The organism is Maritimimonas sp. 2210JD6-3, assembly GCF_056591795.1.
This window is the reverse complement of sequence record NZ_JBWQOJ010000013.1, coordinates 33,770-47,948: the sequence shown is the minus strand read 5'-3', so window position 1 is coordinate 47,948 and position 14,179 is coordinate 33,770. Positions and strand designations below refer to the sequence as shown.

13 protein-coding genes are annotated in these 14,179 nt (G+C 34.1%); 2 read left to right on the top strand and 11 right to left on the bottom strand.

The features are described 5' to 3' along the window. Positions 1–68 precede the first annotated feature (68 nt). Positions 69–2,960: an FAD-binding and (Fe-S)-binding domain-containing protein gene (locus AC1EUY_RS07660; RefSeq protein WP_480194927.1), complete on the bottom strand. Its 2,892-nt coding sequence runs from the start codon at positions 2,958–2,960 to the stop codon at positions 69–71. A gap of 6 nt (positions 2,961–2,966) precedes the next feature. Beyond that, positions 2,967–3,305, bottom strand: a complete 339-nt coding sequence (locus AC1EUY_RS07655; RefSeq protein ID WP_480194926.1) for a tRNA-binding protein — start codon at positions 3,303–3,305, stop codon at positions 2,967–2,969. 43 nt (positions 3,306–3,348) lie between these two features. On the opposite strand from AC1EUY_RS07655, the gene AC1EUY_RS07650 reads away from it, so the two are divergent. Together AC1EUY_RS07650 and AC1EUY_RS07645 are read left to right on the top strand one after the other, a co-directional pair. Beyond that, positions 3,349–3,903 (top strand): thioredoxin family protein, encoded by a 555-nt coding sequence (locus tag AC1EUY_RS07650; RefSeq protein WP_480194925.1) that lies wholly within the window; start codon positions 3,349–3,351, stop codon positions 3,901–3,903. Continuing rightward, positions 3,894–4,121, top strand: a complete 228-nt coding sequence (locus AC1EUY_RS07645; protein ID WP_480194924.1) for a hypothetical protein — start codon at positions 3,894–3,896, stop codon at positions 4,119–4,121. The genes AC1EUY_RS07650 and AC1EUY_RS07645 overlap by 10 nt, the downstream gene beginning before the upstream one ends. Here the strand turns inward: AC1EUY_RS07645 and AC1EUY_RS07640 are convergent. The 9 genes from AC1EUY_RS07640 to AC1EUY_RS07600 all read right to left on the bottom strand — a co-directional run bounded on the left by AC1EUY_RS07640 (position 4,118) and on the right by AC1EUY_RS07600 (position 14,059). Further along, positions 4,118–4,654, bottom strand: a complete 537-nt coding sequence (locus AC1EUY_RS07640) for a YfiT family bacillithiol transferase (protein WP_480194923.1) — start codon at positions 4,652–4,654, stop codon at positions 4,118–4,120. The two genes, AC1EUY_RS07645 and AC1EUY_RS07640, sit on opposite strands and share 4 nt — an antisense overlap. Positions 4,655–4,656: 2 nt before the next feature. After that, a complete protein-coding gene (locus AC1EUY_RS07635; RefSeq protein ID WP_480194922.1) occupies positions 4,657–5,367 on the bottom strand; it encodes a hypothetical protein in 711 nt (236 codons plus the stop codon). Between the two features lie 134 nt (positions 5,368–5,501). Then, the gene (locus AC1EUY_RS07630; RefSeq protein ID WP_480194921.1) at positions 5,502–6,434 is read right to left on the bottom strand and encodes a peptidylprolyl isomerase; all 933 of its coding nucleotides are present in this window, start codon (positions 6,432–6,434) and stop codon (positions 5,502–5,504) included. A gap of 102 nt (positions 6,435–6,536) precedes the next feature. Next, positions 6,537–7,361 carry a T9SS type A sorting domain-containing protein gene (locus AC1EUY_RS07625; protein ID WP_480194920.1) on the bottom strand — a complete coding sequence of 275 codons (825 nt, stop codon included), beginning with the start codon at positions 7,359–7,361 and terminating at the stop codon, positions 6,537–6,539. A gap of 19 nt (positions 7,362–7,380) precedes the next feature. Next, complete coding sequence (locus AC1EUY_RS07620) at positions 7,381–10,065, bottom strand: HYR-like domain-containing protein (protein WP_480194919.1); 2,685 nt, start codon at positions 10,063–10,065, stop codon at positions 7,381–7,383. Positions 10,066–10,252: 187 nt separating this feature from the next. Further along, the gene (locus AC1EUY_RS07615; RefSeq protein WP_480194954.1) at positions 10,253–11,326 is read right to left on the bottom strand and encodes a PA0069 family radical SAM protein; all 1,074 of its coding nucleotides are present in this window, start codon (positions 11,324–11,326) and stop codon (positions 10,253–10,255) included. Between the two features lie 77 nt (positions 11,327–11,403). Next, positions 11,404–12,198, bottom strand: a complete 795-nt coding sequence (locus tag AC1EUY_RS07610) for an AAA family ATPase (protein WP_480194918.1) — start codon at positions 12,196–12,198, stop codon at positions 11,404–11,406. Between the two features lie 4 nt (positions 12,199–12,202). Then, positions 12,203–13,264: a chorismate synthase gene (gene aroC / locus AC1EUY_RS07605; RefSeq protein WP_480194917.1), complete on the bottom strand. Its 1,062-nt coding sequence runs from the start codon at positions 13,262–13,264 to the stop codon at positions 12,203–12,205. A 15-nt stretch (positions 13,265–13,279) separates the two neighbouring features. Then, complete coding sequence (locus AC1EUY_RS07600) at positions 13,280–14,059, bottom strand: sulfite exporter TauE/SafE family protein (RefSeq protein ID WP_480194916.1); 780 nt, start codon at positions 14,057–14,059, stop codon at positions 13,280–13,282. Positions 14,060–14,179 lie beyond the last annotated feature (120 nt).

The following is a 14,179-nucleotide window of genomic DNA, read 5'->3' as shown; positions in this document are numbered from 1 at the left end:
CAAGTATCAGTTTGTAAAAGTAATGTCACGCAAACTAAACAAAATAATGAGTTGGAAGAAGAGTAAGATTATCTTAGCGCTTTTTTAAGAATTGAAATTGGGTGCTCTGCAGTTCGCTTAGTACCATCAAATATTTGATGGCGACAACTAGTTCCGGCTGCAACTAAAGTTACGTTACTTTCTAGTTTTCTAACTTTAGGAAATAAGGTGTCTTCACCAACTTGCATACTCACCTCATAATGCTCTTTTTCATAACCAAAAGAACCCGCCATACCACAACAACCTGTATTCATTATTGTAGGTGTGTAGTTTTTTGGAATATTTAACATGGTAAAGGTTGAATGAATATTCGATAGCGCTTTCTGGTGACAATGCCCATGAATCTTTAATACCTTATCTTTATTTGTAAATGACTCAGAATGTATATTCCCTTTTTCGTACGCTTTAGCGATAAACTCTTCAATGGTAAACGTGTTTTTAGCAATATATTTTGCGGCCTCCTTATCATCAGCTAAACGTATATATTCATCTCTAAAGGTTAAAATTGCTGAAGGTTCAATGCCAATGAGCGGCGATTTATCAGATATAAGATCTCTGAAAGTAGAGAGATTACTATTTGCAATTTCTTTGGCTTCTTTTAAAAAACCTTTTGAAATGGCACTACGTCCACTTTCTTCATGCTTTATTATCTGAACTTTATAGCCTAATTTTTCTAGTAAGATTATGGCGTCTTTACCAATTTCTACATCATAAAAATTGGTAAACTCATCACAAAATAGATATACTATTTTTAAATTTTTTGATGCAGATTGTTTTGAATACCACTTACGTAACGTCTGCGAAGCTAATTTGGGAATGGTTCTTTTTGTAGCAATTCCCATAAAAGATTTTGCTAATGAGGTATTGAGAAAGGTATTTGTTATACTTGAAAATTTGACACCTAGCTTATTGTACTTTACACTATTGGCGAATAGTTTATTTCTAAAAGAATACCCGTTTGCTTCTTGATATTGATATAAAAACTCAGCTTTTAAAGTTGCGACATCAACGTTACTTGGGCATTCACTAGCACAAGCTTTACAACTCAAACACAAATCAAATACTTGTTTAAGTTCATTGTGATCGAACTTGTTGGTTTTATTAGAGTTTGTTAAAAACTCTCGTAAGGTATTTGCACGTGCACGTGTCGTGTCCTTTTCATTTTTTGTTGCGCGATAACTCGGGCACATGGTACCGCCAGCTTCCGCAGACTTTCTACAGTCACCAGAACCATTACATTTTTCGGCGAGTCGTAATATACCTTGATTATCAGAAAAATCTTGAATAGTCTCAATTTCTGGTTCTTTTCGATCAACTATATAACGCAAATTTTGATCCATTGGTAATGCATCAATAATTTTCCCTTTGTTAAATATATTATTGGGGTCGAATGTGTTTTTAATATCCTTTATGAGTTCGTAATTCTTTTTTCCAATCATCAAAGGGATAAATTCTGCACGCACAATGCCGTCGCCATGCTCACCACTGAATGAGCCTTTATACTTTTTTACAAGCTTAGCCGTTTGGGTTGTTATTTCTCTAAATAATTTAACATCTTCTTGCTTTTTTAGGTTTAAAATAGGACGAAGATGTAATTCTCCAGCTCCAGCATGTGCATAATAGACAGCATCCTGATTATAGCTATCTATTAAAGCTGTAAACTCATCAATATAAGCAGGTAAGTCTGATAAAGCTACAGCAGTATCTTCAATACAGGCAACAGCTTTTTTATCACCAATCATATTCCCTAGCAAACCTAGACCAGCTTTACGGAGGTTCATTACTTTATCGATATCAGTCTCTGCAATTTTTGGGTGATGATATCCAAAATTATACTTATTTAAGTCGGCAATTAATATTTCCGCTTGTTGGTTAGCATCTTCAAGTGTTTCTCCTTTTACTTCAAGCATTAACACCGCTTGCGGATCTCCTTGTAAAAAAAATCTATTTTTTGAATGCTCTCTATTGTTCTTGGTACAATCTAAGATCACCTTATCCATCAATTCGCAGGTATATAGATTATGTTTCATTGCTATTACCGTAGCCTTTAAACTTTCTTGAATACTATTAAAATGAGAAGTTACCATTACGCTGTGTTTAGGAGGTAATGTATCAAGTTGTAAAGTAATAGCCGTTGTAAATGCTAATGTACCTTCGCTACCGCATACTAATTTTGCAATATTTGTAGTGTTTTCTGCACCTCCAAATAAGTCAAAATCTAAGAACGTATCAATAGCATACCCAGTATTTCTTCTATGGATTGATTTTTTAGGAAATTCCTTTTCTATTTCATTTCTAATCTCTTCTTTTTCAAAAGAATTAAATATCTTTTTATAAATAGAAGCTTCAAGAGAATTAGATTTAGATTTTGCTAAAAATTCTACACTATTTATATCAGAAAATATAGCTTCACTACCATCACTCAATATGGTTTCTAAGGCTACTATTTTATCTCGAGTAACACCATATTGTATAGAGGTGCTTCCAGATGAATTATTACCGACCATACCACCAATCATACAGCGATTTGAAGTTGAAGTATTTGGACCAAAAAACAAGCTATAAGGTTTTAAAAAGCGATTTAGGTCATCTCTAATAATGCCAGGTTCAACCGTAATTATTTTCTTAGTTTCATCGAAAGTAAGTATGCGGGTGAAGTATTTTGAAATATCTACAACGATTCCATCACCAACGCATTGTCCAGCCAAAGAAGTACCTGCAGCTCTGGGAATAAGGGTTAATCTGTGTTTTGTAGCAAAGTCTATGAGTTTTTTGATATCATCCTTATCCTTGGGGTATGAAACAGCCAAAGGCAATTTTCTATACACTGAAGCATCTGTAGCATACATGCTCGCATGCAAGGCATCTGAATATAATTCACCAGAAAGTGTTAAGGCTAGTTGAGATAATGGTTCTTTCAAAGTCTTTTAGCTGATTTGCTCTCCGTTTTTAATAGTATTTGAAGCCTGTAACAAGATAATTTCTCCGTGTTTATTTGCTACACCCAAAATTAAACATTCACTTATAAAATTAGCAATTTGCTTCGGTTTAAAATTTACAATTGCAGCAACTTGTTTATTCAGTAATTCTTCTTTTGAATAAAGATTAGTAATTTGAGCGCTAGACTGTTTAATACCTAGGTCATCAAAGTTAATCTTAAGCTGATAAGCTGGCTTTTTTGCCTTCGGAAAATCATTTACTTCGATAATAGTACCTATGCGAATATCTACTTTGGTAAAATCTTCAAAAGAAATAGTATCTGCCATATATTTTGTAATTTTATTCGATAAATCTACAAATTAAATTGTTATGGCTAGAACTCCTTCTAATATGATTCCTTTAGGAACTACAGCCCCTAGTTTTACATTATATGATACGGTTTCTGGAGAAGATCTTTCGCTCTTTGAGTTACGCGGTAATACAGCTACAGTTGTCTTATTTATTTGTAATCATTGTCCTTTTGTATTACATGTAAATGATCAATTAGTACAAGTTGCTACAGATTATATGGATAAAAAGGTATCTTTTATTGCAATTTCATCGAATGATGTGAAGAACTATCCTGATGATGCTCCGCATTTAATGCAAAAACGAGCTTTAGAATTAAAGTATCCCTTTCCATATCTGTATGATGAATCACAAGAAGTCGCTATAGCTTATGATGCAGCTTGTACGCCAGATATATATGTATTTGATAAAAACTTGAAGCTTGCGTATCGAGGACAATTAGATGATTCACGTCCTGGAAACGGATTACCTGTTACTGGAGAGGATTTGCGTTATGCCTTAGACTGTATCATAGAAGAAAAAGAAAATACAAAAACTCAGAAACCGAGTATTGGGTGTAATATAAAATGGAAATAATAGTTTTAATCTTAGATTTTAAAATGATGGAAAATTTAAAATTACATTCTTCAGGACAAGAAAATCACTTAAAATCCTTAAAAAAAGAGTTGAAAACTTTATTAAATACTTTAAAAAGTGATCCCAAGTTATCTAATGAAGAAAAAGATATTGAAATAAGAAAAGCTAGAGCATCTTTTAACAAACAAAAGAAGCAGTTGTTAGATAAATTATTTTAGTTGCTGTTGGTAACTAACTGTATGTGCGCGTAATGATGGTTGCTGTGCCACGCATAAATGCCAATATTTTCAGCCAACGAGACTTCCTTTCCTGTTTCTGGGTGAATAAAAGATTTTTGTAATTCTTCAAAAGTCAACCCTTTTACTAAATAGACTAATTTTGCATGCGTACTTGTTAAAGCATTTAAAGAGAGTAGAATAGGAGCTTTTCTACTATCGTGCAAATCAGCCCAACGGTCTTCATAATAGGCTTTTATTATGGGTTTATCTTCAGTTAATGACCATTTAAAACGTATGTAAGAGTTATGGTGGCTATCGGCTAGATGGTGTATTACTTGTCGTACGGTCCAGCCACCTTTGCGATAAGGAGTTTCTAATTGTTTTTCAGTAAGTTTTGAAACTAATATTTCTAGTTTTTCTGGAAATTTTTCTAGGGTATCAATCCACTCAGATATATGTTGCTGTGTTATTTGATCGGGAATCTTTGGGTGACCTATAGGATATTTTAGCTCTTCTAACGTTTTATTGTGCATAGTTAATAGCGGATGATTCCTAAAGTAGCGTTTTGATTTTTAGCCAGATTCCATGCTTTCGCTGTTACTAATTTTCCTTGATCATCATAAACCATAAAAGCTGCAGTATTTGGACCTACTAACCCTTGATTCAAGGCAGTAAAATCTATTCTGTTATAACCAGGTTGCATTTGTAGTTCTATAAATGCGGAAATTCCTGTTAAGGTAATATTCTCTTCAACTATTTTTTCATTTAAAAAAATGCGAACGCGATCACCATCAACTAAACCATGATCAGCAAACTCAATACGAACGAATTTAGTAGAACTCTCAATAGTACCTAGACTAGCATTACTCTTAATTTCATTAATACTAGTATCTTTTCCGTTAAAGCTACGTTTTACCAACACATCGCTATCTACATTATTTTGCAAAGACATGGTCGATAAGTCTCTTTTGTTTGGCGCTTTGCTTTTAGTACCTAAATTTAAATAATAGTCAAACCCTTTGAGTGGCTTCGCTTCTTTTTTATCTAAATTAAATATTGGACTCAGGTTTTTTTCTTCTTTTTTGCCAATAACAAAACCATCAACAGATTTTGGCCCGTCATAGATACGCTTAAATGTTGTAGTCGTTTTTTTCTTCTTTTTGACCGTATCATTTTGTGCGTTAATCATCTGTGCACTTATACATACTATAAGTAGGGTAATTATGTAATACTGAGTCTTTCTCATCTATTTTTCTATTGAAAAATGTACATCAAATATAATGCCTTATTTATCATTTGAGACGAAGAAGCTGTTAATTAATTACAAAAAAGTCTTTGGTATGTGTTACCAAAGACTTTTTTAGTTATTATTCTAATAAATTATTTTACCTTCATTAACTCTACATCAAATATTAGTGGAGCACCAGGAGGAATAACACCGCCTGCACCTCTAGAGCCATAGGCTAAATCTGAAGGAATTACAAAACGGGCTTTATCACCAACTTTTAATAATTGAATACCTTCATCCCATCCTGAGATTACCTGACCAACACCTAAAGCAAAATCTATCGGTTGTTTGCGTTTGTAGGATGAATCGAAAACGGTACCATCTAATAACTGCCCTTTATAGTGCACAGATACCGTAGCACCTTTCGTTGCTTTTTCGCCCGATCCTTCTTGAATAATTTGATAGCGTAAACCACTATCGGTTTGCTTAAATCCTGCAGAAGCTTCCTTTAAAGCATCTTCTTGTGCTTGTCTTTCAGCAGCAACTCTTGCTTCACGCGATCCTTCAAAAGTTCTAAAAGCCTCAACAGCATTAAATTTTTCTGCATCTTCTCCTTTACGGATAATTTCTATGGTATTAATCATATCTCCTTGAGAAACAACATCTACAACATCTTGTCCTTCAACGACATTACCGAATACAGTATGCTTATTATCTAACCAAGGTGTTTCTACATGAGTGATAAAAAACTGACTTCCGTTCGTGCCAGGTCCCGCATTGGCCATCGATAAAACACCAGGTTTATCATGTTTTAAATCTGGATGAAATTCATCATCAAATTGATAACCAGGATTACCAGTACCTGTACCTTGTGGGCAGCCACCTTGTACCATAAAGTCAGAAATTACACGATGAAATTTTAATCCATCATAATAAGGAGTACCTTGTGGTTTTGCATCATTTTCAAGGGTTCCTTCAGCTAATGCTACGAAATTACCTACGGTGCCTGGAGTTTTTTCAAATTCTAGATTTACTACTATTACACCTTTAGAAGTATTGAACTTCGCATACAATCCGTTTTCCATGTATTTTAAAATTTAGGCTGCAAAGATACTTTAATCTATGGCATAAAAAAAGCACCTATCATTTAATTGATAAGTGCTTTTCGAAGAGTAAAGATATTGACGTTATTTTTTGAAAACTTTAAAGTTTTTTGTTTGGTTGTTCATTTCAACTTGAATGATATAAACTCCTTGACTTAAATTATTCATGGGTAGTTTAGTAGCCAATGTACTAGGTTGTCTAGCCATAACTAATTGACCGATAGCATTAAACACGATAACTCTCTTTATATCTTTATTTGCGTGGATATTAAGTTCGTTGTTTACAGGATTTGGAAAATAAACTAATTCACCTTCCAATAACTGTAGTGTTAACGTTTCATTTGTATTTATAAGTTTATAGTGATCTATGGCTACACCATAGGTTCTTGTATTTTCATCATCATATGAAAAACGTACTTTAAACTGATTATTGATATGTTCTGAAACGTCAATACGAGTAGTGGTAGTGATTTCATTACTATCTTTGGCTGGGCTATCGCTTTCAACAGTTAAAATATTTTTCCATTGGTTTCCATCCCAAGCATCAACAGTAAAAATACCAGAATCAACAAACGCCTGATGATTGTAAGTCAATTCTACTTCTGCGTTAACGACAGCTTTTGCAACTAAATCTATTTGAGGGCTTTCTAATGATAGTTTGTTGTTTTTAAAAGAACCACATTTGTTATCATCAAAAAGGAGACTGCCAGAGGTCAGTTTTATAGGTTTTTTTGGATTTATAAATGGTAGCTCATTTGTATAACCAAACTTCCACGAACAGTAGCTGTTAGTATCATTTACTTTCCAACCGGTAGGTAGTGAATTATCGTCAAAGGTTTCTTCTTGTAATTGTGCATAGGTGATAAAACATGACAATGTAAGTATGTAAAATATATATAGTCTTTTCATTTTTCTAAGTTTAGCAATATTATTCTTCTGTTTCGATTCTTTGGATAAATACTTGTGAATTACCAGCTACATCTGTTACAATCCATTCTCTTATAAGTAGTAATCCTCTTATGTTAACGCATCTTTCTAATGATGCAAACATCTCAATTACATTACCATTTCCGCCAATTGTACTACCATTATCTAAGGTGCCGTTATAGGATAGTCTAAAAGCAGCTCCATAACTACCTAACTCAGCTTTAGCACCAACCTCTATATAACTATTTGGGTTATTTTGCTCTAATGTGATTGAAGCATTTTCGTAAGCTCCAAACCCATTAAAGGTGTAGGGTTGAGTAAAGTCCACTTTAGCATATTCACGCTGATCTTGTAAGGCATCACCAGGTGCCTGTCCTCCAGAAGCGACCCATTGTACATACGGTATAATGCTTTCAAAATATATTTCTACGATAAATCCTGAAGATGGATCTGTATTATTAACAACTCTACCATGTACTTTCGGCCGAATATTCAATAGCATTTCGACATATCCATATTCCCAATGATGATTCTCGTCAAACGGAACATTTTCAAATCGCATATTGGTATTTGCATTTTGAGGACCAAATTCTGCCCAACAAGATTGAACCGCTTGATATTCTCTATATTCAATAGTTACATCTGAACAGTCATCACTAAAAGTAACATCAGGCAAGTTGTTAAAGTCAAATAATAACAGATGATCTTCTAAGTTATCTGCTGTTGGTGGCGTAACGTCGTTAATAATCACGCTTTGCGTCTGTGAGCTACTATTACCAGCTGCATCTGTAAAGGTCCAAGTTACCACAGTAGTTCCTTGCGCAGTTATCGGAAAGGATGTAGTTGTGGTTCCCGTAATCTGCCCATCACAATTATCCGTTGCGGTTGGGGCAGGAGGCATACTAATACTACATCCACTTCTCAAATTTGGTAAACTGCTAGTATCTGGAACTGGCGCTAGATTATCTATATTGATGATTCTTTGCGTTTGCGTACTGCTATTTCCAACGGAATCTGTAAAGGTCCAAGTTATAACTGTGGCTCCAGGTGTTGTTATTGGAAATGTGGTACTAGTTGTTCCTAAAATAGTTCCATCACAATTATCGGTTGCTTTAGGTGGTGCTGGAGCTGCTACGCTACAGTCACCATTTATGACTGGTAATGTTGTACTATTTGGTATAGGAGGAGTAACATCTTTAATGATAATATTCTGTGTTTGCGTAGTGCTATTGCCAGAAGTATCTGTAAAAGTCCATGTAATTAGAGTTGTGCCAGCGTCAGTTATGGGAAACGAAGTAGTAGTTATACCTGTTATAGTTCCATCACAATTATCGGTTGCTTTAGGTGGTGCAGGAGCTGCTACGCTACAGTCACCATTTATGACTGGTAATGTTGTACTATTTGGCATAGGAGGAGTAACATCTTTAATGATGATATTCTGTGTTTGCGTAGTACTATTTCCAGCAGTATCAGTATAGATCCAAGTAATAACGGTTGTACCAGTCTTCGTTATTGGAAATAAAGTAGTTGTCGCGCCAGCTATAGTCCCATCGCAAATATCATTTGCTGTTGGTGGAGTAGGAGCTTCAACATTACAATCCCCTTTAAGGTCTGGTAGTTTTGCAATACTAGGTACTGGTGCTTTGCTATCTTTTATAATTACATTTTGTGTCTGCGTACTACTATTGCCAGAAGTATCTGTAAAAGTCCATGTTACAACTGTAGTTCCTGGTGTAGTAATAGGTAATGTTGTAGTAGTTGTTCCTGTAATGGTTCCAACAGTACAATTGTCTTTTGCTGTAGGTGGTTTAAGAGTGGCGACATTACATTCTCCAATAATATCTGATAAAATGGAAGCATCTGGTTGCGGTGGCGTTGTATCGTTAAGACATGAACAATATACATCAGTTTTTACAGAACCGCCCATTACCCAAGACTGACCGTTCACAGATTGTCCATTCTTTTTGTTACGAGTATCTATTTTAATTTCAATTTCGCCTACATTACCTGCAACATTTGGTAATGAAAGTTCGAAAACTTTAATACAACATTGTCCATCAGGAAAGTTACTAATGGTTTCGGTAAGTGAAACTGAGCTACCATCTGCAGCAGAAGCCTCTATATGAATATACCTACCATCTGGGGTTAACTCAGAAATAGGTAATTCAATATCAACAGTTCTCGGACCAGCATCTGTTTTGATTGGAATTTTAATTGTTTCTATATTATTGTAACCTCCAATTGCTGTAAAGGTTCCTGAGCTGCCAATGCCATTATTATTTTTTCTAAACACATATGCGAGCATAGATTGTGCATTGCCTGCATTCGAGGTATTGTTGTATTTGATTTGTGATGTTGGGACAATCTCTGTTCTGTAGTACCAAACGTTAGAGCTACCTCCCGCAGGCACTTCTCTAGTTGCAGAGTAGTTATTACCATCAGCATCTTGAATTTGTATAGTGCTTCCAGGATTTTTTCCTTTATACACTATTTCAACTACTAGCCTTTCAATATTATCAGAATTTGGAACGCTAATTTGAGCTGGAACATTATTTTTAATTCCTAAACTTAGTAATTCAACCTCAATTCCGTCTTCACAAGTATATGACCAACTATTACTGCTAACACTGGTTACCTTACCAGCGTTTTTGCTAAGCCAGTTTTTTGATATTTGTGCATGAGTCATGCAAAGGGAATGGGAGACGAACAACATAATTGTTGAAAAAATCGTAATGTATTTTGTATTCATAGGCCTGTATTAAAAATCTATATAAAAAAATCCCTAGCGGAATATATCCGTTAGGGAGTTTTGATAATAACGTCTTTTTTTTACTATTATTTTCTAATAAGGTCTTTTTTTATAAAAAATAGTTTCAGAATAACTTCAGTTGTCTATTTCTTTCATTATTGAATAGCTCTAAATTATATGGAGGTAAATACTTATCTGATAAGTACATTTTTCTTGCTAATCGAAATTGTAAAGCAATCTGTTCAGCAATTTTACCTTCGCCACGCATGCGTTTACCAAAACGAGAATCATTTAAAGAACCATTATGGCAATCTTCAATTTGATGTAGAATTTTTTCTGCCCTTTCGGGGAAGGTTTTTCGCACCCAATTTGTAAAAATTTCACCAATAGCACCATTAAGTCTCACAATAGTATAGGCAGCGGAAACCGCACCCAATTCACTCACTTTCTTAACCAAATCAAAAATTTCATGGTTATTAATTGCAGGAATAATGGGTGCCATCATTACATTTACAGGAATTCTATTTTCTGATAAAATACGAACAGTTTCTAATCGTTTTTTTATGGATGCTGTTCGTGGTTCTAAAATTCTACGTGTTTCTTCTTGTAGCGAAGTAATTGAAATACTTACATGCACTAAATTGAGCTTTGCCATATTTTTAAGAATATCTAAATCTCTTAAAATCAACGCGTTTTTAGTAATTATTCCTGCAGGATGCTTGTATTTGTACAACACTTCAAGCATTTTACGTGTAATCTCTAATTTCTTTTCTATAGGCTGATAACAATCAGTATTGCCTGAAAACATGATTGGAATTGGTTTCCAGTTTTTACTTTTTAGCTTTTCTTCTAAAAGTTGAGGAGCACTTTTTTTGAATAATATTTTTCGTTCAAAATCTAAACCAGCAGAATAGCCCCAATATTCGTGGGTATTTCTAGCATAACAATAAATACAACCATGCTCACAACCTTGATACGGATTCATAGAATACGACATACCAATGTCTGGGTTATCGACTTTGTTTAAGATTGTTTTTGGATAAATTTCAATGTATGTAGTTCTATTGCTTTCATGTTCTTCCTCTTCTGCATAACAATAGTTTAAAAAGTCATCTTCTACGGTATGAGAATACTGTAAAAAACGATTGTGCGTGTTAATCTGTGCACCTCTACCTTTTATGTGTTTATTGTTTTCGATGCTTAAAAATACATCGAAAATTTAGTATAAACTAGCTAAGTTTTCAGTTTGAATTCACAGATTTTTTTGTTGAAAACTTATTCTTCAAAATGTCTCAAAAAAGCTGAAGGTGAATTTAAAAATGATTTTGTTATTGTGTAGTGCTCAGTGTTTTCCAATTTAGTTTTTATCATTTCTGATTCAGAAATTTCATAAATAGTTGCATTAGGATATGCCAAAATTATTGGAGAATGTGTTGCAATAATAAATTGAGAATTAAACTGTTGTAAGTGTTCTTGTAAAAAATAGATAAATGCTAATTGCTTTGATGGAGATAACGAAGCTTCAGGTTCATCTAATAGATATATGCCTCTTTGGTTTACCATTTGATGCATAATATGTAAGTATGCCTCACCGTGTGAAAAAACGTTTAAATCTTGTCCAAAATCTCTTTTTACTCTGTGTAATTGTTGGTTTGCACTATCTTTCATTTGTTGGAGAACGCCGCTAGGAATTTTTCCTTCTAAATCAGATAATTGCCTATGAATAGTATCATCTGTTCTTTGAACACTATTAAGATAATCTCCAAAATCTTCTGCTCTAAAAAAGAAACCAGTAGAGCGTTCTATACTCCATTCAATTTCTAAAAAGGGCACTAACATTTTTGCAGTATCAAAACTTTGTTTATTATAACTATAACCATCCATATGTGGAAGATGCAATCTACAGGCTAAAGTTTCTAATAGAGAAGACTTACCCGAACCATTTTCACCAACTATAAATGTTATTTTATTTGAAATATCTAAATTTTTAGCATTTTTTATCGCTGGGATACTATATGGGTATGGTTGTATTCTGTTGGTGTTTATATGAATTTTTGAAATATAGGTCACTTAATTATACTCTTCGAGTTTTATCTAATAAATAAAAGTCTGCCAAAACCATAGCTGCTAAAGCTTCTACAATAGGTACTGCACGAGGTACTACACAAGGGTCATGACGCCCTTTGCCTTGCATTTCAACAACATTACCTTGAGAATCTATAGTTTCATATTTTTGGAGTAGGGTAGCGACTGGCTTAAACGCTACACGAAAATAAATATCCATTCCGTTTGAGATGCCTCCTTGCACTCCGCCAGAAAGGTTGGTTTTTGTGCTACCATCACTATTAAAAGCATCATTATGCTCAGAACCTTTCATTTTTGCACCGCAAAAGCCACTACCGTATTCAAAACCTTTCACTGCGTTCAGGGAAAGCATGGCGTGCCCTAGTCGAGCATGTAATTTGTCAAAAATAGGCTCGCCTAAACCAACAGGAACATTTTGCAATACACACGTTATTGTTCCACCAACGGTATCACCTTGTTTTTTAATGATTTTAATGTGTTCTATCATCTTTTCCGCGAAAGCGTTATCAGGACAGCGAACACTATTGGTTTCGGTTTTGGTAAAATCTAATTCTTGATAGGGTTTTTTAAGAAAAATACTACCTACCGAAGAGGTATATGCATTAATATTTATTTTTGAAAGTAGTTGTTTAGCTATGGCACCCGCAACAATCCAATTAGCAGTTTCGCGCGCAGATGAGCGTCCGCCCCCACGATAATCGCGAAATCCGTATTTTTTATCATAGGTATAATCTGCATGTGAAGGTCTGTAGGAATCTTTTATATGTGAGTAATCCTTTGATTTTTGATTCGTATTCTTTATTACAAAACCTATAGAAGAACCTGTTGTTTTCCCTTCAAAAATTCCTGATAAAAATTCAACAGTATCTGGTTCTTTACGTTGTGTAACGATATTCGATTGCCCTGGTTTACGTCTATTTAGCTCTAACTGAATTTTTTCTATATTTAGTGTTAATCCTGCGGGACATCCATCAATAATACCACCCATGGAAGTACCATGAGATTCGCCAAAAGTGGTCAGTTTAAATAGTTTTCCTATTGTATTGCTCATAAAACAAAAATAACTTTAATTATTGAAATTGAATAGCTGCGGAAACCAAAGTTTTATAGCCATTGCAATTACTACAATTACTAAAAATATTCTTACAACTCCATCTCCTTTTTTAACTGCCCAACGACTAGCAAACCAAGCTCCAGAAGCATTACCAATTGCCATGGTGAGTCCGTATTTATAATTAATTAACCCTGCATACGCAAAAACAGCCACTGAAGCAATGGTATATACAATTACGATGGTAGTTTTGGCTGCATTACTTTTTACCAATGTAAAATGATTTATTGTTGAAAGTGCTAATAATATGAATATACCCGTACCTGCTTGTATAAAACCTCCATAAATTCCGATAAAGAAAAATATAACAATACTAAGCCAAAAGTGCACTCCTGAAGTTCGCTCGTGTAATTTTTCTAAAGTTGCAGCTTTTGGTTTTATAATCATATAGGTAACAATAACAATCATAACGATACCCAAGATTTTATTAAAAATATCATCTTTTATATAATTTGCTGCGAAATAGGCACCAAGTATAGATCCGAACATGGCAGAAATACCCAGGTATAAGCTAAACGGAAAAGCAGAAATACCCTTACTTTTAAACCCAGCACCTGAAGAGAAGTTCTGAATTAAAATTGCAATTCTATTAGTACCATTCGCTACATTTGATGGTAATCCGATAAAGATAAGCATGGGTAATGTAATTAATGAACCTCCTCCTGCAATTGTATTGACAATTCCAGCGATAAAGCCTACGATTACTAGTAAAATATAGTTTAAGGAACTATCCATTAAAATTTTAATATAAGGTCGTAAAAGTACTATTTATTAAAAGACAAAAAATATTTAAAAAATCTTTAATGAATTGAAAAAGCTTTCTATATTTGCATCCTCTTAGGCAAAAAAACTATA